Origin of the sequence: Pseudonocardia endophytica (assembly GCF_004339565.1) — a bacterium.
GTDB classification, from domain to species: domain Bacteria; phylum Actinomycetota; class Actinomycetes; order Mycobacteriales; family Pseudonocardiaceae; genus Pseudonocardia; species Pseudonocardia endophytica.
This window is the reverse complement of sequence record NZ_SMFZ01000001.1, coordinates 3,747,134-3,766,134: the sequence shown is the minus strand read 5'-3', so window position 1 is coordinate 3,766,134 and position 19,001 is coordinate 3,747,134. Positions and strand designations below refer to the sequence as shown.

The following is a 19,001-nucleotide window of genomic DNA, read 5'->3' as shown; positions in this document are numbered from 1 at the left end:
TCGCGTCCTGGTGGCGTCCCTCAGGGGTCTCTGCTGCGACAACGGTCGGACACGGCGAGGTGGGCGAGGCGATGTCGGACGAGGCGCAGCGGGCTTCGGAGTTGTCGGACGCGGTGTTGGAGGCCGCGGCGGCGACCGCCGAGGGTCATTCGGACGGTGAGCTGGGCCTGCCGGCGGCCGTGGTGACGGCGTTGCATCTGATGCGCAGCGTCGGGATCGAGTTCGTCCGTCGCTACCACCGGCTCGACGTCTCCGGCGAACGGTCGCTTCCCGACGAGCCGTGCCTGCTGGTCGCCAACCACGGGTTCGGCGGGATCGTCGACCTGAACGTGCTGGCCTTGTTCGCGACCTTCGACGCGCTCGAGGTCGACCGCGAGGTGATCGTGTTGACCCATCAGGTGGCCTGGACCTTGCAGGTCGGTCGGTTCATCGAGGCTCTCGGTGCTCGGCCGGCCGGGCGGGAGACCGCCCTGGCGGCGCTGCGCGAGGGCAAGCACGTCCTGGTGCTGCCCGGCGGTGACGTCGATGCGTTCAAGTCGTGGGAGCGGCGCGACGAGATCGTGTTCGACGGGCGGGTCGGGTTCGCCAGGATCGCTCAGGAGGCCGGTGTCCCCATCGTGCCGCTGGTCACCGCCGGGGCGGGGGAGTCGTTGGTCGTGCTCTCCGACGGAGCCAGGCTCGCTCGGGCGGCCCGCTTGGACAAGCTGCTGCGGCTCAAGGCACTGCCGGTGTCGATCTCGCTGCCGTGGGGGTTGAACGTCGGCGCGGTCGGGATGCTGCCCTACGTCCCGCTCCCGACGAAGCTGAGTACCGCGGTGCTCCCGGCGGTGCGCAGCGCCGACGGGGAGAGCGCCGAGGCCCTCGCGGGTCGGGTGGAGGCGGCGATGCAGGACAGGCTCACTGCCCTGACCCGCGATCGTCGTTACCTCTTGGGTTGAGCGCTGAGTACGAACGCCCCCACGGCGTCGGGATGCGGATCGCGACCCGACACCCGGTCCGGTGACGACACGGCGGTCAGGCCGGCGCCGCGGGCCGGTCGACGGCCCGCATCCCGCCCAGTGGCGGGGGCAGCGGGCACCTGGTGCCGGCGGCCGCGTAGACGATCGCGTCGGGCCGGATCGCGGCGGCCGAGACACCCGCTCGCGCGAACCGTGTGATGAGCACGTTCTCGATGTCGACGACCGCGCCGGGGCCGGGGTCGCTGCCGGCCGGGCGGAGCTCGACGAGCGGGATCCCGGCGCGCCGCCAGGCGTCGAGGTCCGTGCCGGTTCGGGCCCGGGTATGCAGGACGGCCCATTCGGTGTGGCCGAGCGCGTCGTCGAGACGGGTCCGGTGGCCGTGCTGGTCGAGCACCCACGGCTGGGGCAGGTGGGTACCGGTCTCGCGGGCGGGGCCCCTGCGGCGGTGCGCCTGTCCGAGGAGGCCAGTCCGGTACCTGGTCGTGGGGAACCAGCCGCCGTTCTGCAGGAACGCGCCGACGCCGGGCAGGCGGCAGATCGTCCGGAACGCGTGGTCGCGGACGGCTGCCGCGCCGGGGCGTCGTTCGGTGATCACCCTGCCGAAGAACACGGCGGCCCGGGTGATGCTGCGGACGTGTGGCATGCGTTCGGCCTCGTACGAGTCGAGCAGCAGTTCGCGGGTCGTGTCCGGTAGCTGCGGGTCCAGGGCGGTGGCCAGTTTCCAGCACAGGTTGTCGACGTCGCGGACGCCGGAGGCCATGCCCTGCCCGAGCCACGGGGGCATGACGTGGGCGGCGTCGCCGGCGAGGAACACCCGCCGGTCGCGCCAGCGGTCGGCGAAGCGCACGTGGTGGCTGTAGATCACCGCACGCAGGATCTCGACGTGCTCGGGTCCGATCCCCTGGTGGGCGAGCAGCTCGTACACGCCGTCGGTGCTGGTGAGCCGTTGCTCGTCGTCTCCGTCCTGGACGGGGAACTCCCACCGGTGGTGGCCGAGCGGGGTCGGGCAGTCCACGGCGGGGCGTTCGGGGTCGCAGTGGAAGCGCAGCCGGTCGACCTCGGGCCACGGCCGGCGGACCTTGGTGTCGATGACGACCCAGCGTTCGGTGTAGGTGCGGCCCTCGAAGCCGATCCCGAGGCAGGACCGGATCGCGCTGGATCCTCCGTCGGCGGCGATCACGTAGGACGATCGGCACGTCCATGCGGGTGTTGCGGCTGCGTCGACAGGGCCGGCCGGTCGGACGGACAGCTCGACGCCGTCGTCGTCCTGAGCAATGCCGACGCAGTCGTGGCCGAGCCGGACGTCGACGTTCGGGTAGCGGGTCGCGCCCTCGCGAAGGGTGCGTTCGAGCGCGGGCTGGTAGATGAACAGCTGTGTGGGGTGCCCGTTGCCGACCGGCTGCGGGGTGAACGCCAGGAAGGTGCGGCCGTCGGCGTCGACGAAGGTCAGCTCGCGGTCCGCGAGCATGTCGGCCGTCAGCGTGTCGGCGAGGCCGATCCGCTGCCAGATGCGGACGACCTCCTCGTCGGTGGAGATCGCGCGGGCCCGGGCGTAGACGTCGGTGTCCCGTTCGACGACCAGGACCCGCAGGCCCATCGCGCCGAGCAGGTTGGCGGCAGTGACACCGACCGGCCCGTAGCCGACGATCGCGACGTCGTAGTCGGGTGCCTCGCCCCGCGGGCCCGTCGGGTTGCTCGCGGCGGGGCTCATCGGTGGGCCCCGCGCGGGATCGAGGAAAGGGCGGGCACGGTCTGTTCGCGCTCGCGCAGCGACCGCACGGCGGCGCCGAAGCGGCCCATGAGCTCGGCGACGTTCTGGCCGGTCGGGGTGTGGCCCCAGATCGAGATGCCCTCGTAGATGGTGGGCTCCCAGTGCTCCTCGCGCTCGGGTGTGATCACGACGGGGTTCCAGCCGACCTCGAGCTCGAACCCGGACGGTGTGACGCAGTAGAACGACAGCTCGCGGTCGTTGGTGTGCTGGCCGACCGACCACGCCATGGCGAAGCCGAGCTCGGTCACCCGGTGGTGGGCGGCGAGCAGGTCCTCGAGGCGGGCGACCTGGATGTTGATGTGCTGGACGCGGGTGCGGATCGGGTCGATCGGGAGGCCGGCGACGTTGGCCAGAGCGATCGAGTGGTGTCGCTCGCCCGCGCGCAGGAAGCGGATGTTGAGCATGGCCGGGCCGACGCGTTCGGTGATGCGGTCGGTCAGCCGCAGATCCAGCAGGTTGTTCCAGTAGGTGTGCAGCTGCTCGGGGTGGCGGGTGGTGATGGCCAGGTGGCCCATCCCGGAGTGGCCGGTGACGAACGCGGAGTTCTGCATCCGCAGCGGGTCGGTGGCGGTGCGGGCGCGGGTGAAGATCTCGGTGGCGATGCCCTTCGGTCCGGGGAAACGCCAGAGCCGCTCCACGCCGCGCAGCGCGGCCTGCTCGTCGGTGCCCTCGGTGACCGGGAGCCCGGCCGCATGGACCCGATGCAGGATCTCCTCGAAGGTGGCGTGGTCGTCGACCTCCCAGCCGGCGGCCGTGACGTCCTCGTCCGGGCCGCGCCGGATCAGGAACCGGCAGGGTCGGTCGTCGAGACGGAGCCGGAGGTGGTCCCGGTCCGGTGCGTCGACGTGCAGGCCGATCGCGTCGGCGCCGAACCGGTTCCAGGCCGTGAGCCGCTGGGACTCGACCACGACGTAGCCGAGACGCGCGGCACCGAAGACGTCCGGGCGAACGGCCGAGGCGTGTGCCCGCCAGTCGGCAGGTGCCGGTGGAGCCGTCGCGGCGCTCACAGCGCACCGTCCAGCCAGCCGAGGACCAGCCGGTTGAACCGCTCGGCCTGCTCGTGTTGTGCCCAGTGCCCGGTCCGGGCGAAGAGGTGCAGGTCGCAGTCGGGCATCGTCCGGGCCAGCCACGCCCCACCCGATGGGCGGTTCACCTTGTCCTCGGTGCCCCACACGACGAGCGTCGGCACCGTGCACCGGGCCATGCGGGAGTCGCGGGTGAAGTCCATCCGCAGCGCGGTGCGCAGCGCGGACAGCCCGGACGGCCGCTGCAGCGGCGGGTCGGCGATCACCTCGGGGTCGACGCTCGACAGGTACCGCTGCTCGACCATCTCCTCGGTGACCGTCGATGGGTCGAAGACCAGGTAGTCGCGCAGGAACGCGCGCAGCTTCGCCCGGCTCGGGCCCTCCCCGGTGTAGTAGTCGAGCAGGGCCGAGAGGCCCGCGGTGGGCAGCGCGCGGGTCGTACCGACACCGCCGGGCCCCATCAGCACCATGCGCTCGACCCGATCCGGGCGGTCCAGTGCCAGGCGCAGTGCGGCCGCGCCGCCGTAGGAGTTGCCGAGCAGCGCGGCCCGCTCGATGTCCAGGGCGTCGAGCAGGCTGCGCACCGAGACCGCCAGGTCACCGAACGGGTCGGACCGGTCGATGCCCTTGCTGGAGCGCCCGTAGCCGGGCAGGTCCGGGACGAGGACCCGGTAGCCGTCTGCGGCGAGCGCGTCGACGTTGGCCACGTAGTTGGACATGCCGCTCGCGCCCGGCCCGCCGCCGTGCAGCAGCACCAGCGGTGTCTCCCGGACCGGCCCACCGGCCGAGGACACCTCGGTCAGCGCGATCTCGCGTCCACCGGCGTGCACGGTCGACTCGGTGTGCACGGCGGGCTTCGACGGAGCCTGCGTGAGCGTCGCCACCATCCACCTCTTTCCGTAGCGATCGATACAATTGGAATGAGTGCTACAGTAAGGACGCTTGATGAAGGCGTCAAGGTGGGCGTCACGGGAGGTGGATGTGACCGGCAGCGGGCGGCGCAAGCGCGCCGACGGGCAGGAGTCCCAGCGGCGGATCCTGGACGCGGCAGCCGAGATCGCCGGGGAACGCGGCTACGACGGCACGAGCATCTCGGCGGTCAGCAAGCGCTGTGGGTTGCCGGCGAGCTCGATCTACTGGCACTTCACCGACAAGGACGAGCTGATCGCGGCGGTGATCGAGCGCAGCTTCGAGACCTGGCTGGCCGCGGTACAACTGCCCGACGAACAGGCCGGTGACCCGGCCGAACGGGCGGCCGCGATGTCGGTCGGAGTGGCCAAGGCACTGCTGGAGACTCCCGACTTCCTCCGGCTGGGGTTGCTGCTGACGCTGGAACGCCGCCCGACCGAACCGACGGCCCGGACCCGCTTCCTGCAGGTCCGCGAGGTCGCCCGGGACCGGGTGCAGGCGGCCCTCGACGCCCTGGCGCCCGGGCTGCCGGAGGCGTCGGCGCGGCGGCTGACCACCTACGCACTCGCCGGCGCCGACGGTCTGTTCATCGCCCACCAGATCCATGGCGACGACGTCGACCTGCTCGAGATGTTCGCGCTGCACGCCCGGTTGCTCACCGACGCGATCGCCCGGGAGAGCGCCGACGGTGCCGGGTCCGTGCCGTGAGTACCTCCACCACCGCGGCGTGGACCCGCCCGCCGTCGCGTGCGCCGTTGCACAGACCGCTGACGGCACGCGGAAGGCAACGTCGAAGTCGGCGCGGGTGCTGGCTCTGCTCGGGGCGTTCCGCCCGGAGGAACCGGAGGTGACGCTGACCGAGCTGTGCCGGCGCACCGATCTGCCCAAGCCGACCGGACACCGGCTGCTCGCCGAGCTGGAGTCGCAGGCGATGGTGGAACGCACCGCACGCGGCTACCGGCTCGGGATCCGGCTGTTCGAGCTCGGCCAGCTCGTGCCGGGCCAGCGGGACCTACAGGAGACGGCCGCGCCGTTCCTGGCCGACCTGCACCGCGCCACCGGCGAGACGGTGCATCTCGCGGTGCTCGACGGCGCCGAGGTGGTGTACCTGCAGAAGCTCACGACCAGCGGTGGCCCACAGATCGCGTCGCGGACGGGCGGACGGATGCCCGCGCACGTCACGGCGGTCGGGAAGGCTCTGCTGGCCTACGGGACGGCGTCCCAGGTCGAGGTCGTGCTCGACGCCGGTTTGGCCCGGGTGGCGCCGCGATCGATCGTCCTGCCGGCTCGTCTCGGCGCCGAGCTGGCTCGGGTCCGCCACAGCGGCGTCGCCGAGGAACACGAGGAGTCCGGAGTCGGGGTGGCGTGCGTGGCGGCCCCGGTGCTCGGCGCCGACGGGCGCGCCATCGCCGGTCTGTCGATCACCGGCTGGTCTAACCGGCTGAACACGGAGCGGGTCGCGCCGGCCGTGCGGACCGCGGCACTGGCCCTGTCGCGCGCGCTCGGCGGCTGAGCACGGGCCGCCGTCGGTCTGTGGGAATCACTACGAGTAATGGAGCCGCCGGCGCCGCAGGCCCCGGCCATGGAAGGGGAAATCGTGTCACGGCGTATCGACGTCCACCAGCATCTCGTGCCCCCGCCCTACCGGGAGGCCCTCGCGGCCGCCGGGATCACCGACGTCGGCGGTCGGGCACTGCCGGACTGGAGCCCGCAGGCCGCCCTCGACCAGATGTCCGACGCCGCGATCAGCAGTGCGGTCCTGTCGGTCTCGGCGCCGGGCACCACCCTGCTCGACGACCCGTCGGCCGCCGCGAGGCTCGCCCGCACGCTCAACGAGTACGGCGCCGAGCTCACCCGCGACCATCCCGGCCGCTTCGGGCACTTCGCGACACTCCCGCTGCCCGACGTCGACGCCGCCGTCGTCGAGGCCCGCCACGCGCTCGACGACCTCGGTGCCGACGGTGTCGTGCTGCTGGCCAACTCGCGCGGGCGCTACCTGGGCTCCGAGGGCCATGACCGGCTGTTCGCCGCCCTCGACGAGCGCCGCGCCGTGGTGTTCGTGCACCCCGCCGAGCTGCCCGGCCCGCAGGTCGAGGGCATCCCGCCGTTCGCTGCGGACTTCCTGCTGGACACCAGCCGCGCCGCCTATCTGCTGGTGCGCAACCAGATCGTGTCGCGCTACCCGAACATCCGGTTCATCCTCAGCCACGCCGGTGGGTTCGTCCCCTACGCGGCGCACCGGATGGCGGTCGGCATGGCCGGCGACACCGGCCGGACCCCGCGCGAGATCCTCGACGACTTCCGCAGCTTCTACTTCGACACCGCCCTGTCTGCCGGCCCCGCGTCGCTGCTGGCGGTGCTGAACTTCGCCCGGCCCGACCACGTCCTCTACGGCAGCGACTGGCCGTTCGCGCCGTCCTCGGCGGTCACCTACTTCAACGCGGGCCTGGCCGAGTACACCGCCAACACGCCGTTCGGTCCGACCGTCGCCGCGGCCGTCGACCACCGGAACGCCGAGCAGTTGTTCCCCCGCTTCACCGGGACCGCCGCACCGGCCCGCACCGGCGCTGCCGCCACCACCCGCGGGGCGATCAAGGACCGTCTCGCGCGAGGCGTGTTCAAGCTGATGAACCCGTCCTGACCGACCCCCGGCCGGCTCGACCATCGCCGGGCGAGACTCCCTCGAGATCGTCGCCGACGTCAGCGTGGTAGCCAGCACGTTCGTCCACTCCGGACTGCGTGGCACTGACGATGGCAATGGACGACGACATCCTGCGGGATGCAACGCAGCTCACACGAGCCCGTTCTCTTGCAAGGCGGGGTCAGGGGTTCGATTCCCCTCGTCTCCACCCTCTGAACAGCAGTTATGTTGGTCTGATGATCCTAGTGTCTACATGCTGACGGCTCACCCGCCGCTCGACACCAACTCGGTGTTGCTCCCGCGTCCCGACCATTGCCAGGTGGTGGCGGTGACGCCGGCTGCTCGCAGTCGGTCCTTCTGGATCTTGTTGGTGGGTGTCTTGGGCAGGGTGTCGAGGAACTCGACGTAGCGCGGAATCATGAACCGCGGCACTCGCTCGGTCAGCAGGTGGTCGATGAGTTCCGGCGCCGTCAGTTCCCGGCCGGGTCGTAGGACTACGCATACCTTGACTTCGTCCTCGGAGATCTCGGCGGGGACGGCGACCGCGGCGCACTCGAGCACGGCGTCGTGCACGAGTACGCACGCTTCGAGCTCGGCCGAGGAGATGTTCTCGCCGCGGCGCCGGATGGAGTCCTTGAGTCGGTCGAAGAAGATGTAGTCGCCGTCGGGGGTGCGGACGAACGTGTCGCCGGTGTGGAACCACAGGTTGCGGAACGCGGCGGCCGTTGCGGCCGGCATGTCGAAGTATTCGATGATCGTGGTCCATGGTTCGGTGGGCCGGACGATCAGCTCGCCGGGCTCGCCGTCGGGGACGGGTCGGTCCTGGGTGTCGACGATGCGGAGCTCGAAGCCGGGGCGGAGGAAGCCGCAGGAGCGTGGCGGGACGATCCCCAGGTTCGACGTCAGGACGCAGCCCAGTTCGGTCGACCCGTAGAGCGTGTAGGTCCGTACGTCGAAGCGCCGCTCGAACTCGGCCTGTCCGTCGATCATCGGGATGATGATCGCAACGTCGAGGGGGTTGTCGGCGTCGTCCGGCCGGGCATCCTGTTTGGCCAGGAAGCCGGCCATGGCGCCGACCATGAGGCTGATCGTGCAGGAGAACCGCCGGATGTCGGACCAGTAGTCGTCGGTCGAGAAGACCTCGCGGAGCACGACGGTGCCGCCGACCCGGGCCATGATGCTGAGGAACTGGGTCCCGCTGATGTGGAACATCGGGAACGGCAGGTACATGACGTCGTGCGAATCGACGTCGCAGTCGGGCGCGACGAGGTTGTGCGAGGACCGCACGAACGCGCCCCAGGGGAGCACGACGCCCTTCGACGACCCGGTCGTGCCGGACGTGTACATGATCATCGCCGGATCGGAGAGCTCCGGGTTGCCGAACGTCTCGTCACCCGGGTCGCCGGTGAGGAACTCGTCGCGGGTCAGTATCTGCTGTGGCAGGCCGTCGGTCGGGGGTCCGTCGAGCACGACGATCACGCGCAGGCTGGTCAGCCGGTCGGCCAGGTGGGTGATCCGGTCGAGCCATCGGGCGGCGCAGACCAGGATCCCGGCTCGGGAGTTCTCGATGACGTACTCGAGGATCCGGCCTTCGAAGCTGGTGTTCACCGGCACGTTGACGGCGCCGAGCCGGGCCAGGCCGACCCATGTGTCCACGGCGTCGATGCACGGGGGAAGCAGTGTCAGGACCCGGGTCTCCTGCTCCACCCCGAGCCGTCGGAACGCCGAGGCGAACCGGTCGCCTTCGGCATCGGCCTCGCCGTAGTTCTGGGACCGGCCGTCGACCTGCAGCAGGAACGGGCGGCCCGGGTCCTGCGCGGCGGTGCGCGCGATCGCGCTCGGCAAGGCGTCGTGCGCTGACAGCTCTGTCATCTCGGGCCTCCGGTCGGTTGCGGGTTGCGGGCGGACATCGCCTGCCGGGTGCGAGCGAGGTTCAGGCGGGCGAATCCCTCCAGGCTCGATCGGGCCTCAGGGGTGTAGAAGATCGAGTCCGCCGCGTGCAGGCTGTCGGCGGCGGGGACGGCGTGGTCGCAGAGCTCGTCGATGTGCGCCAGGTGGTCGTGGGGCAGGTCATCGCCGACGACGTGCAGCAACGTGTCGGACAGGACCATGACGTCCGGCGGCGGTTCGGTCGCGTGCGTCCGCACTCCGGCGAGCAGGTCCGACGAGGGCTCGCCGGTCCGGAGGCTCGCGCCGACGAACAGGGTTCCGAGGTGGTCGAGCAGGGCGGTGGCCACCCGGTCCGGGTGCTCGCACCGGTGGTCGAGGTCGGCGAGCCATCGGGCGGTCGCGACGGTGTAGGCCTGGGCGTCCAGGGGGTGACGGGTGTCGGCGAGTGCTGCGGCGGAGCGGTCGAGCTCGGCCCCGGTCGGCGGTGACCCGGGTACCGCCGTCGCGCACAGCCCGGCGATCGCGTCCCGGAGCCGGCCGGCGGTCATGACTGCCCGGCGGCGTGCCTGGCCAGCTCTGCCTCGAGGTCGCGGTGGAAGTTCTGCAGGCCGATCTCGTTGCGGCCGAACGCGAGCTCGTCGACGGCGCCGGACTCGATGTTCGACTGGATGATCTCCATGGTGTCGAAGTCCTCGGTCATCACCGAGTCGCGCAGCATCGTCCAGTTGCGGTCCCAGTGCCGGGTCTCGCGCTCGGTCGACGGCGGGTCCGCGACGAGCATCGACGCGGTGATCACGCAGGCGTCGTCTCGCCGTGCGTCGGGCGCGACGGTCCAGATCTCCATGTGGTCCATCTGCCAGTTGATGAACGTGGCCGGGAAGACGTAGTAGACGACGCCGGCGTGCGGGAGGAGCTCCTGTTCGGCCTCGGGCCGGGCGAGGACGTCGGGGAACGTGCTGCGTACCGGGACGAACCGGTGGTGCAGGCCGATCTTCTCGTACGCCGCCAGATTGCCGAGGAACAGCGGCCCGACGGTCTTCTTGTGCAGGAAGGCGAGGTGGAAGACCTCGTGGAACGTGTCGACGCCGAGCTTCCAGTTGAACGGCTTCTCCAGGCGGGTGGACGCGTAGAGGGTCTGCGATCCGACGTCGTAGTCCGAGAGCTCGGCGTCGAGGACCGGCCCGAGGTAGCCGGCCATGTCCAGTGGCACGTCCGCGTCCGGCAGGCACCAGACCAGGCCGTGCCGCTCCTCGCACGGCAGCTCGCGCAGGCCGAAGTCCTCCCGGCCGATGTCGGCGAAGCCCTCGCGGTCGACGAACGACCGGCAGTGGCCCTTGGTCGTGTAGGTCCAGGCGTGGAACTGGCAGGCGAACATCCGCCGGTTGCCGGACTTCTCGTCGCACACCCGGTTGGCGCGGTGGCGGCAGATGTTGACCAGACACCGCACGACGCCGTCGTCGCCGCGGACCACGATGACCGGGATCCCGGCCACCGTCGTCGTCACGAAGTCGTTCGGGTTCGCCACCTGGGCCGTCAGCGCGACCGCGCTCGGGTACCGGCGGAACAGGACCTGCCGCTCGGCGACGTGTCGTTCCGGGTCGACGTAGACCGACGTCGGCTGCCTGCGGACCTCGTCGGCCATCGCCGTCGTCCGACCCTCGATCAACTGCCGTATGTCGGCGATGATCCGCCGCTCGGTGGTGCTCTCCATCGATGCCTCCGTTACTGACCGGACGTCCGGTCAATTTCAGTGGCGGGTCGGACCGTGTCAAGGGTTAGACTGGTCGGGCGTCCAGTTACGAGCCCCAGGAGTGCTGCACATGCCCCGACCCGGACGGGCCCGCGAGATCCTCGAGGCGTTCACGCGCCAGGTCGCCGAGGTCGGCTACGACGAGACGAACTTCAGCGCGGTCGCGGCCGAGGTGGGTCTGTCGAAGGGTGCGCTGTCGCACCACTTCGGGGCCAAGGAACAGATGCTCGCCGCGCTGCAGGAGTCCTACATGGACCGGCGGTCGATGGAGCTGGACCTGATGACCGACCAGCTCGGCGATCCGGCCGAGCGTCTCGCAGCGGTCCTGCACGCGTTCGTGATCTATTACGTGCAGGACCGGGCGGCGACCGTCGCCGTCCACCGGGAGATCGCGCGGCTCGCCGACCGCGAGGCGATGGCCACCGGGCGGGCGATGCGCAAGACCTACCTCGACGCCGTACGGGAGGTGCTCGCGGACGGCATCGGGAGGGGCCTCTTCCAGGCTGTCGATCCGGCGTTGCAGACGTTGCTGGTGTTCGGGTCAGCTCAGTGGATGTGGACCTGGTTCGATCCCGACGGACCGACACCGCCCGCGGACGTCGGCAGCGCCCTGGTCACGCTCGTCCTCGGGGGCCTCCTCGTCGACAGAGCCGCACTGAAGGGGCTCGCCGACCCGGAGGGGCCTGCGGCGAAGGCGGCCCGGGCCGCGGTCGACCGCGTCGCCGACACCTACGATGTGGCGGACCGGATCGCGGGCAAGCGGTGACCACGGGTGCCACGGCGGCGATCGCCGGCTGGGGGATCACCGACGTCGGCAAGGTGTACGGCCGCTCCGCGACCGACTTGGCCGCCGATGCCGTGCGTCGGGCCGCCGTGGACGCCGGGCTCCCGCTGTCCGGGATCGACGGGCTGCTGACCAGCAGCGGACTGCGCCGCGACCTCGGGGTCCGGCTGCAGGACACGCTCGGCCTGCGCGACCTGCGCCTGAACACCGAGATGAACGCGTTCGGTGCCACCGCCGGCGCGATGGTCATGTTCGCCGCGGCGATGGTGACCGCCGGGACGGCCACCGCTGTGGCGTGCGTGTTCGCCGACGCGCCCCTGCGCCCCTCCGGCAGCGCGGGCTCCGCCTACGCGGCCGGGGCGCGACCGATCCCGGCCGGCATCCCGAGCTACCGCCTGGCCGCCGGAGCCGTCACCCCGAACGTGCTCTACGCGATGGCCGCCCGGCGACACATGCAGACCTACGGCACCACGACCGAGCAGCTCGGCGCGATCGCCGTCGCACAACGCGAGTGGGCCGGGTCGAACCCGCTCGCCCAGCACCGGACGCCCCTCACCCTCGCCGAGCACCAGGCGTCGCGCTGGATCGCCGAACCCCTGCACCTGCTCGACTGCTGCCTGGTGTCCAACGGCGGCGCCGCGGTGATCGTGACGACCGCGGACCGTGCCCGCGACCTCGCCCGACCTCCGGTCCACGTGATCGGCTGGGGACAGGGCCACCCGGGACAGGTGATGGAGCGCGGATCGGAGTTCGGGCTCCGCACCGGTGCCGCGATCGCCGGGCCGGCCGCGCTGCGGATGGCCGGCCTGGGCATCGACGACGTCGACGTCCTGCAGCTCTACGACTGCTACACGTACACGGTCCTGGTCACCCTCGAGGACTACGGCGTCTGCGAGAAGGGCGAAGGCGGGCCGTTCGTGGCCGAGGGCCACACCGCCCGCGGCGGCAAGCTGCCCTGCAACACCGGCGGCGGGCAGCTGTCGGGCTACTACCTGTGGGGCTTCACCCCGCTCGGAGAAGCGGTCCTGCAGGCCCGCGGCCAGGCCGGGGAACGCCAGGTCGACCGCTGCGACGTCGTGCTGGTCAGCGGCAACGGCGGGGTCCTCGAACACCACGCCACGCTGGTGCTCAGCCCACACGGGCCGACGTCGTGACCCCGCGGTTCCCGGGCCCGCCGGCCGAACGTGACATGGCGACCGCTCCGTTCTTCGACGGCGCCGCCCGCGAGCAGCTCATGATCCGCCGGTGCGAGCGGTGCGCCCATCCCGAGCCACCCGAGGCACGCACCTGCTCGTCCTGCGCGAGCGTCGACCTGACGTGGATCTCCGCAACGGGTCGGGGCCACCTCGTCACGTGGACGGTCGTCCACCGGGCCCCACACCCCGACCTGGCCGGCGCGGTGCCCTACGTCGCCGGGATCGTCGAACTCGACGAGGGCCCCTGGCTGCACGCCCGGATCTGCGGCGACCCGACGACGATGCGCGCCGGGCTCCCCGTTCGTGTCGCCTTCGTCCACCCGGACCTGGGTGAGAGCGTCCCGCTCTTCACACCGAGCGACTGAGTACCCGGGGACCACGAGGGGGAGTTGCGGGTTCGTACACGGTTCTGTCGTGATGCTGTTCAGATGGCGCTGGCGGCCGGCACGTCCCGTTAGCTTCGGGCCATGACGACAGTTCTGCTCGCAGTAACCGGCTCCGATCACTGGACGCTCGCCGACGGCTCGAAGCACCCGTGCGGGTACTGGCCAGAAGAGCTCGTGGCGCCCCACCGGATCTTCACCGCGGCGGGTTTCACGATCACGATCGCGACGCCGGGTGGTGTGGTTCCCACCCCCGACGAGGCCGGCTTCTCTCCGGAGATGAATGGTGGCTCGGCCGAGGTCGGCGAGGGCCTGCGCAACTACATCAGCTCGATCTCGGCCGAGCTGGCCGCCCCGACGCCGTTGGAGACGATCGATCCGGCCGGTTTCGACCTGGTGTTCGTCCCGGGTGGGCACGGTCCGATGGAAGACCTGGCCGTGTCGGAGTCGTTCGGTGCGCAGCTGAACGCGTTCCTGGACGCGGGCACGCCGATCGCCGCCGTCTGTCATGGGCCTGCCGGGCTGCTGGCGGCCCGGCGCGCAGATGGCAGCTGGTCGTTCGACGGGTACCGGCTCACGGCGTTCTCGAATGTCGAGGAGGGCCAGGTCGGCTACGCCGACCAGGCGTCCTGGCTGCTCGAAGACCGGATCAAGTCCGAGGGTGGTGTGGTCTCGGTCGCTGACGCGTGGGCTCCGAAGGTCGTGGTGGACCGGACCCTGTACACGGGCCAGAACCCGGCGTCCTCCGAGCCACTCGCCGAGGCGCTGGTGACGGCGCTCAAGGCCTAGCGAACCCCGTCCTTCCGGTCGATCGTCAGGTCGTGGGTGTCGCCGAAGGTCAGGCTGTGATCGCTCGGCCGCTGACGCCCCGGTCGTGGGCGGCGAGCTCGGCGAGGATCTCGTCGTTGTGCTCGCCGAGCAGCGGAGCCCGGGTGTGGGCGATGGCTGTGTCGTCGGCGAGCTTGATGGGCGATCCGGCGATCTGAACGGTTCGACCGCCGGGGTGCTCGACTTCGATGATCATGCGGCGGACCGCGACGTGCTCGTCGGCGACGATGTCGGCGGCCGTGTTGACCGGGCCGCACGGGACATGGCCGGCGAGCTTCTCGACGACGGCCTCGGTCGGCAGGGTCCGGGTCCATGCCTCGACCGCGCCGTACACGGCGTCGGCGTTGGTGAGGCGCGCGTCGTTCGTCGCGAACGACGGGTCGGTGGCGAGCTCGGGGCGTCCCATCGCCCGAGCCAGACGGGCCCAGTGACGATCGGACGGTGCGGCGATGGCGATGGAGCCGCTCGCCGTGGGGACGACGCCGTAGGGGCACAGGATCGGGTGCGAGTTCCCTCGGGGCTCCGGGCTCTTGCCGGTGATCGAGTGCTGGTAGACGATCCGCTCGCTCAGCGCGAGCACGGCGTCGTACATCGCGACGTCGACGAATCGCCCGACGCCGGTGGTGTCGGCTTCCCGGACCGCCGCGACGATGCCGACGGCGGCGAGGACGGCCGGGAAGATGTCACCGATCCCGGGGCCGACCTTCATCGGGTGGGCGGCGTCCTCACCGGTGACGCTCATCAGCCCGCCCATCGCTTGGGCGATGATGTCGAAAGCCGGGCGGTCGCGGTACGGGCTGTCTCCGGTGCGAGGGTCGCCGAATCCACGGATGCTCCCGTACACCAGGGCGGGGAAGCGGGTGTGCAGCTGCTCCCACGACAGGTCCAGGCCGTTCATGACGCCGGCCCGGAAGTTCTCGATCAGCACATCGGCCGTGCCGAGCAGGGAGAGGAACTGTTCGCGCCCGGCGGGGTCCTTGATGTCGATGCACACGCTGCGCTTGTTCCGGTTGACGCTGGCGAAGTAGCCGCCGTAGCTGGCGGCGTCGGCGCCCTGCGGGTGCGGTCCCCATTGGCGCGCCATGTCTCCGCCGGGGGGCTCGACCTTGATCACGTCGGCGCCGAGGTCGGCGAGGACCATCGTGCAGTAGGGGCCGGCGAGGACCTGGGTCAGGTCGACGACGCGTAGTCCGGCCAGTGGTCCTGCCACGGTTGCGTTTCCTCTCTACCTGGGCCGGGAGACGGCTCGCAGGGGCCGTGTCCGCGAGACGCACATGCCAGGGGACGTGCCCGTCCCAGCAGGGTCGGGCTCATGTGCTGTTGCGCCGCAGCCGAACCCGGTAGCTGTAGTGGCTGGGCAGGAAATGGCTGATTGCCAGCTCGAGTGGCCGGCCGGTGGCGCCGTAGTAGGTCCGGTCGATGCGGAGGACCGACAGTCCGGGCCGTACGCCGAGGTGCCCGGCGATCTCTCCCGGTATGGCCGTCGCCGTGATCGACTGCTCGGCGTCGGTGATCGGCTCGGCTCGGTCGTCGATCAGGCCGATGACGGTGTTGCGGCTGCGGCATCCGAGCGTGCTCAGCTCGGGGGCGCCGGCGATGAGCTCTCCGACGTCGCCGGGCAGGTACACCCGGGTCGAGCAGAAGGCGGTCCCGTTGTGGAAGCGGCGAAACGTCGCCGAGCACAGGCCCGTCGATGGTTCCTCGAGCCGGTCGGCGGCTGCCGCGTCCACAATGTCGTGGAGGGGGACGATCAGCTCGAGCTCGGTGTCGAGTGAGAGGCCCATGAGTTCCTCGACGGACCCGAACTGGCGTAGGTAGCGACCGTCGCGTGGGCTGGCGAACGTGCCGCGGCCGCGAATCCGGTAGACCAGGCCCTCGGTGACGAGGTCCTGGAACGCTCGTCGCACGGTCTGGCGGCTCAGTCCCCGGTCTCGCGCCAGGGACTCTTCGGTCGGCAGCGGGACCCCGTCGGCGAACTGATCGGCCAGGATCGCGTTGCGGAGTTCGTTGGCCAGGGTGCGGTAGGCAATCGTGGGCCGAGTGCCCTCAGCGGTCACGGTCCGTACCTCCCCCTGCTTCGGTTGTCGTCTCGCTGCCCGCGCCGATCTCGTAAGGGGTCAGCCGGGCGGCTCATCTCGCTCCGGGTGTGCCAGTCCGAAGATCATCACGATGTCACTCCACGGTGTCGTAGAACTCGACCGCGCGCTCGGTGAGCAGCGGCCGGATCTTGTCTCGGGCGACGGCCGCGTAGTGCTCCGAGTTCACGTGCTGGTCGAACGCGCTCTGGTCTCGGTAGTGCTCGAGAAGCACGAAGGAGGCCGGGTCATCGGGGCTGCGGGCTGCTACGAAACTCACGCAGCCCGGCTCGTCGCGGACCTGGGGGGCGTAGTCGACCAGGAGCCGAGCGACGTCGTCGGCGTCGGCGGGCGCCGTCCGATAGCGGGCGACCACGATGACGCTCACAGGTTGAACCCGATCGCGCGCAGCTGGTCCCGTCCGTCGGGGGTGATCCGAGCCGGCGACCAGGGGGGCTGGAACACCCAGTCCACCGTCGCGGAGGTGACGAGGCCGCCGTCGACAAGCGCGATCTGGATCTGGTCTTCCATCGGCTTGGTCAACGGGCACGCCGGTGACGTGAGGGTCATCGTCAGGGTCACCGCTCCGTCGTCGAGGGTGATCCCGTAGAGGAACCCGAGGTCGACGACGTTGACACCGAGATCGGGGTCGAGCACCTCGGTGAGCGCTTCGGTGATCTGTTCGGTGATCGCCTCGGTCGCGAGGGTGTCGGTCCGGCTCATCGGTCTGCCTCTCTTCGGCGCGGCGGGGCGGCCGGCGCGCTGAGCTCTACCTGTACGGCGGTGGTCTGTGTCGAGATCCAGTCCGCTTTCCCGTGGGCCAGGCGACGGACCCGCGTCACCGTCTCGCCGTCGCCGACCTCGAATCCGGACACGACGAGGTCCGACGACGCGACCCCGGCCCGTTCCGCGGTCGTCATCGCCTCGAGCAGGACACGCGCGGCGACCGGGCAGCTGATCCCCGCGCTGAACTGCAGCGCGGCGTAGGCACGGTCGGCCGGCATGTCGCTCACCGAGGACAGGGCTCTGCGGACGGTGGTCTGGTCCGCTCGGGCCTGGCTGGTGCGGCCCAGAAAGCGCTGGTCGGGCGCCGGCGGCCGCTGTTCATCCAGTGCGTTCACTGCTCTGCTCCTCCACCGGACTTGACGAGCTGCTTGAGAGGGACGGAGTCGTCCGCGAGCTGGCCGGGGTCGACGGTCATCCCGGAGGCGACCAGCTTCTTCGCCCACATCATGTCCCGCCCGCGATCGAGAGCGATCACCGAGCGGACCCGCCCGCGGTGCAGGGAGAACTGCGCGAAGCGGCGCTCCTCGATCGACCCTCGCACGACCTGTTGGTCGCCCGGGCCGGACCGGCCGACGGACTGGAGGTTGTGCTCGAACTGGTCCGACCAGAACCAATGAGGTTCGGCGTACGGTTCGCTGAGCACACCGAGCATGGCGCGGGCTGCTGCGGCACCCTGCTTGATCGCGTTGTCGTGGTGCTCGACCCGGATCCGGCCGTAGCCGGGGTGATCGTGGGCGGCGACGTCGCCGGCGGCGAACACGTCGGGATCGCTCGAACGGCAGAACCCGTCCACCGCCACGCCGCCACTCGCCGGATCGAGGTCGATACCGGTGCCGCGGAGGACGGCGGTGTTGGGGACCAGGCCGACGGCGACGAGCAGGGTCGCGCACTCCAGGTCGCCTCCTGCCGCGCGGATCCGGACGCCCTCCGACGAGCTCTCGACGACGTCCACCCGCTCGCCGGTACGCAACACCACCCCGTTCTCGCGGTGCACCTGCGCCATCGCGGCGGCGATGGCGTCGCCGACCCCGCGCCGCATCGGGAGCTCGTCCATCTCCAGCACGGTCACCTCGGCGCCCGACCCGCGAGCCGACGCCGCGACCTCGCAGCCGATGAAACCACCACCGAGCACGACCAGCGGCTCGCCGGACCGGATCCGCTTCCCGAGCTCGTGCGAGTCGCCGAGGTCTCGCAGGTACAGCACCCGGTCACTGTGGTCGTCGGGGAGGCGGCGCGGCGAGCCGCCGGTGGCCAGCAGCACCTTGTCGTAGGCGAGCCGCTCACCGCCGGCGAGCTCGACCTCATGGGTCCCGTTCGACAGCGCGACGACGGGGGTCCCCAGCCGCAGGTCGATGTCGTTGGCCGCGTACCAGTCGTCGGCGCGCAGGGCCAGATCGGCGGCGGTCGCCTGCCCGGTGAGCAGGTCCTTGGACAGGGGCGGCCGTTCGTAGGGAGCGACGTGTTCGGCCGAGCAGACGACGAGCGGGCCGTCGTACCCCTCCTCGCGCAGGGCGCCGCACGCCGCGGATGCGGCCGGGCCGCCGCCGATCACCACGATCGGGGCGGTCATGGCAAGGACACCAGGATCTGGCCGTCCTCCACCTTGACCGGGTAGGAGGTGAGTGCGCAGTCGGTCGGGTTGACCCCGGCGCCGGTGAGGGCGTCGAACTCCCAGAGGTGGCGTGAGCAGATGAGCTTGCCCTCGTCGAACTCGCCCTCGTCGAGCGCCCATTCCTGGTGCGGGCACCGGTTCTGGTAGGCGCGGACCGTGCCGTCGACGTTCATCAGCAGGACCTTCACGCCGTTGACGACGACGGGCGCCATGTCGCCTTCCCAGAGCTCGTCCTCCTCCATCGCGGCGGTCCAGGTCGATGTGCCCGAAGCGGCACGGTTCATGGGGCTGTCTCCGAACTACTGCAGGTTGTGGTGGTTCCGGGACGGCCGGCCGGGGAGTTCCGACCGTCCCGGCCCCTGCTCCGAGGCGTGGGAGCGGGCGACCGGCGG

21 protein-coding genes are annotated in these 19,001 nt (G+C 71.0%); 8 read left to right on the top strand and 13 right to left on the bottom strand.

The window, feature by feature from the left end:
• Nucleotides 1–71: 71 nt before the first annotated feature.
• Nucleotides 72–938, top strand: coding sequence for a 1-acyl-sn-glycerol-3-phosphate acyltransferase (locus EV378_RS17485; RefSeq protein WP_243653519.1), 867 nt, complete (start codon nucleotides 72–74; stop codon nucleotides 936–938).
• A 76-nt stretch (nucleotides 939–1,014) separates the two neighbouring features.
• On the opposite strand, the gene EV378_RS17480 is transcribed toward EV378_RS17485, so the two are convergent.
• The 3 genes from EV378_RS17480 to EV378_RS17470 are packed head-to-tail and all read right to left on the bottom strand — an operon-like array spanning nucleotide 1,015 to nucleotide 4,642.
• Entirely contained in the window at nucleotides 1,015–2,670 is a 1,656-nt protein-coding gene (locus tag EV378_RS17480; RefSeq protein ID WP_132426720.1) for a bifunctional 3-(3-hydroxy-phenyl)propionate/3-hydroxycinnamic acid hydroxylase, read from the bottom strand.
• On the bottom strand, nucleotides 2,667–3,737 hold the full coding sequence (locus EV378_RS36775; RefSeq protein ID WP_132426717.1) for a VOC family protein: 1,071 nt from the start codon (nucleotides 3,735–3,737) through the stop codon (nucleotides 2,667–2,669). The genes EV378_RS17480 and EV378_RS36775 overlap by 4 nt, the downstream gene beginning before the upstream one ends.
• Nucleotides 3,734–4,642: an alpha/beta fold hydrolase gene (locus EV378_RS17470; RefSeq protein ID WP_132426714.1), complete on the bottom strand. Its 909-nt coding sequence runs from the start codon at nucleotides 4,640–4,642 to the stop codon at nucleotides 3,734–3,736. Before EV378_RS17470 ends, EV378_RS36775 begins: the two co-directional genes overlap by 4 nt.
• 58 nt (nucleotides 4,643–4,700) lie before the next feature.
• Between EV378_RS17470 and EV378_RS17465 the strand changes: the two genes are divergently transcribed.
• The 3 genes from EV378_RS17465 to EV378_RS17455 all read left to right on the top strand — a co-directional run bounded on the left by EV378_RS17465 (nucleotide 4,701) and on the right by EV378_RS17455 (nucleotide 7,305).
• The gene (locus EV378_RS17465) at nucleotides 4,701–5,372 is read left to right on the top strand and encodes a TetR/AcrR family transcriptional regulator (protein ID WP_132426711.1); all 672 of its coding nucleotides are present in this window, start codon (nucleotides 4,701–4,703) and stop codon (nucleotides 5,370–5,372) included.
• Nucleotides 5,373–5,469: 97 nt separating this feature from the next.
• Nucleotides 5,470–6,177 carry an IclR family transcriptional regulator gene (locus EV378_RS17460; RefSeq protein ID WP_243653518.1) on the top strand — a complete coding sequence of 236 codons (708 nt, stop codon included), beginning with the start codon at nucleotides 5,470–5,472 and terminating at the stop codon, nucleotides 6,175–6,177.
• A gap of 84 nt (nucleotides 6,178–6,261) precedes the next feature.
• A complete protein-coding gene (locus EV378_RS17455) occupies nucleotides 6,262–7,305 on the top strand; it encodes an amidohydrolase family protein (protein WP_243653517.1) in 1,044 nt (347 codons plus the stop codon).
• Between the two features lie 264 nt (nucleotides 7,306–7,569).
• Here EV378_RS17455 and EV378_RS17450 read toward each other — a convergent pair whose 3' ends face one another.
• The 3 genes from EV378_RS17450 to EV378_RS17440 are packed head-to-tail and all read right to left on the bottom strand — an operon-like array spanning nucleotide 7,570 to nucleotide 10,906.
• On the bottom strand, nucleotides 7,570–9,177 hold the full coding sequence (locus EV378_RS17450; RefSeq protein WP_132426702.1) for an AMP-binding protein: 1,608 nt from the start codon (nucleotides 9,175–9,177) through the stop codon (nucleotides 7,570–7,572).
• Nucleotides 9,174–9,743 carry a hypothetical protein gene (locus EV378_RS17445; protein ID WP_132426699.1) on the bottom strand — a complete coding sequence of 190 codons (570 nt, stop codon included), beginning with the start codon at nucleotides 9,741–9,743 and terminating at the stop codon, nucleotides 9,174–9,176. Before EV378_RS17445 ends, EV378_RS17450 begins: the two co-directional genes overlap by 4 nt.
• Nucleotides 9,740–10,906, bottom strand: a complete 1,167-nt coding sequence (locus EV378_RS17440) for an aromatic ring-hydroxylating oxygenase subunit alpha (RefSeq protein WP_132426696.1) — start codon at nucleotides 10,904–10,906, stop codon at nucleotides 9,740–9,742. The genes EV378_RS17445 and EV378_RS17440 overlap by 4 nt, the downstream gene beginning before the upstream one ends.
• A 109-nt stretch (nucleotides 10,907–11,015) precedes the next feature.
• Between EV378_RS17440 and EV378_RS17435 the strand changes: the two genes are divergently transcribed.
• From EV378_RS17435 to EV378_RS17420, 4 genes are all read left to right on the top strand, one after another.
• Nucleotides 11,016–11,711 (top strand): TetR/AcrR family transcriptional regulator, encoded by a 696-nt coding sequence (locus EV378_RS17435; RefSeq protein ID WP_132426693.1) that lies wholly within the window; start codon nucleotides 11,016–11,018, stop codon nucleotides 11,709–11,711.
• Nucleotides 11,708–12,883 carry a thiolase family protein gene (locus EV378_RS17430; protein WP_132426690.1) on the top strand — a complete coding sequence of 392 codons (1,176 nt, stop codon included), beginning with the start codon at nucleotides 11,708–11,710 and terminating at the stop codon, nucleotides 12,881–12,883. Before EV378_RS17435 ends, EV378_RS17430 begins: the two co-directional genes overlap by 4 nt.
• A 35-nt stretch (nucleotides 12,884–12,918) precedes the next feature.
• Entirely contained in the window at nucleotides 12,919–13,290 is a 372-nt protein-coding gene (locus EV378_RS17425; RefSeq protein WP_132426687.1) for a Zn-ribbon domain-containing OB-fold protein, read from the top strand.
• A 102-nt stretch (nucleotides 13,291–13,392) separates the two neighbouring features.
• On the top strand, nucleotides 13,393–14,097 hold the full coding sequence (locus EV378_RS17420) for a type 1 glutamine amidotransferase domain-containing protein (protein WP_132426684.1): 705 nt from the start codon (nucleotides 13,393–13,395) through the stop codon (nucleotides 14,095–14,097).
• Nucleotides 14,098–14,146: 49 nt separating this feature from the next.
• On the opposite strand, the gene EV378_RS17415 is transcribed toward EV378_RS17420, so the two are convergent.
• The 7 genes from EV378_RS17415 to EV378_RS17385 all read right to left on the bottom strand — a co-directional run bounded on the left by EV378_RS17415 (nucleotide 14,147) and on the right by EV378_RS17385 (nucleotide 18,893).
• Entirely contained in the window at nucleotides 14,147–15,346 is a 1,200-nt protein-coding gene (locus tag EV378_RS17415; RefSeq protein WP_132426681.1) for a CaiB/BaiF CoA transferase family protein, read from the bottom strand.
• 100 nt (nucleotides 15,347–15,446) lie between these two features.
• Nucleotides 15,447–16,193, bottom strand: a complete 747-nt coding sequence (locus EV378_RS17410) for a GntR family transcriptional regulator (RefSeq protein WP_132426678.1) — start codon at nucleotides 16,191–16,193, stop codon at nucleotides 15,447–15,449.
• Between the two features lie 115 nt (nucleotides 16,194–16,308).
• Nucleotides 16,309–16,599 (bottom strand): putative quinol monooxygenase, encoded by a 291-nt coding sequence (locus EV378_RS35385; RefSeq protein ID WP_165922320.1) that lies wholly within the window; start codon nucleotides 16,597–16,599, stop codon nucleotides 16,309–16,311.
• Nucleotides 16,596–16,934: a metal-sulfur cluster assembly factor gene (locus tag EV378_RS17400; protein ID WP_132426672.1), complete on the bottom strand. Its 339-nt coding sequence runs from the start codon at nucleotides 16,932–16,934 to the stop codon at nucleotides 16,596–16,598. The genes EV378_RS35385 and EV378_RS17400 overlap by 4 nt, the downstream gene beginning before the upstream one ends.
• Nucleotides 16,931–17,332, bottom strand: a complete 402-nt coding sequence (locus EV378_RS17395) for an uL22 family ribosomal protein (RefSeq protein ID WP_132426669.1) — start codon at nucleotides 17,330–17,332, stop codon at nucleotides 16,931–16,933. Before EV378_RS17395 ends, EV378_RS17400 begins: the two co-directional genes overlap by 4 nt.
• On the bottom strand, nucleotides 17,329–18,567 hold the full coding sequence (locus tag EV378_RS17390) for an NAD(P)/FAD-dependent oxidoreductase (RefSeq protein WP_132426666.1): 1,239 nt from the start codon (nucleotides 18,565–18,567) through the stop codon (nucleotides 17,329–17,331). The genes EV378_RS17395 and EV378_RS17390 overlap by 4 nt, the downstream gene beginning before the upstream one ends.
• A complete protein-coding gene (locus EV378_RS17385) occupies nucleotides 18,564–18,893 on the bottom strand; it encodes a Rieske 2Fe-2S domain-containing protein (RefSeq protein ID WP_243653516.1) in 330 nt (109 codons plus the stop codon). The genes EV378_RS17390 and EV378_RS17385 overlap by 4 nt, the downstream gene beginning before the upstream one ends.
• Between the last annotated feature and the right edge of the window lie 108 nt (nucleotides 18,894–19,001).

What these genes read in the sequence shown, in the direction of transcription:
- EV378_RS17450 (WP_132426702.1), bottom strand. Translation starts at nt 9,177, where the DNA reads ATGACAGAGCTGTCAGCGCACGACGCCTTGCCGAGCGCGATCGCGCGC.
- EV378_RS17485 (WP_243653519.1), top strand. Translation starts at nt 72, where the DNA reads ATGTCGGACGAGGCGCAGCGGGCTTCGGAGTTGTCGGACGCGGTGTTG.
- EV378_RS17445 (WP_132426699.1), bottom strand. Translation starts at nt 9,743, where the DNA reads ATGACCGCCGGCCGGCTCCGGGACGCGATCGCCGGGCTGTGCGCGACG.
- EV378_RS17400 (WP_132426672.1), bottom strand. Translation starts at nt 16,934, where the DNA reads ATGAGCCGGACCGACACCCTCGCGACCGAGGCGATCACCGAACAGATC.
- EV378_RS17390 (WP_132426666.1), bottom strand. Translation starts at nt 18,567, where the DNA reads ATGACCGCCCCGATCGTGGTGATCGGCGGCGGCCCGGCCGCATCCGCG.
- EV378_RS17425 (WP_132426687.1), top strand. Translation starts at nt 12,919, where the DNA reads ATGGCGACCGCTCCGTTCTTCGACGGCGCCGCCCGCGAGCAGCTCATG.
- EV378_RS17440 (WP_132426696.1), bottom strand. Translation starts at nt 10,906, where the DNA reads ATGGAGAGCACCACCGAGCGGCGGATCATCGCCGACATACGGCAGTTG.
- EV378_RS17465 (WP_132426711.1), top strand. Translation starts at nt 4,701, where the DNA reads ATGAAGGCGTCAAGGTGGGCGTCACGGGAGGTGGATGTGACCGGCAGC.
- EV378_RS17420 (WP_132426684.1), top strand. Translation starts at nt 13,393, where the DNA reads ATGACGACAGTTCTGCTCGCAGTAACCGGCTCCGATCACTGGACGCTC.
- EV378_RS17385 (WP_243653516.1), bottom strand. Translation starts at nt 18,893, where the DNA reads ATGAACCGTGCCGCTTCGGGCACATCGACCTGGACCGCCGCGATGGAG.
- EV378_RS17435 (WP_132426693.1), top strand. Translation starts at nt 11,016, where the DNA reads ATGCCCCGACCCGGACGGGCCCGCGAGATCCTCGAGGCGTTCACGCGC.
- EV378_RS17480 (WP_132426720.1), bottom strand. Translation starts at nt 2,670, where the DNA reads ATGAGCCCCGCCGCGAGCAACCCGACGGGCCCGCGGGGCGAGGCACCC.
- EV378_RS17470 (WP_132426714.1), bottom strand. Translation starts at nt 4,642, where the DNA reads ATGGTGGCGACGCTCACGCAGGCTCCGTCGAAGCCCGCCGTGCACACC.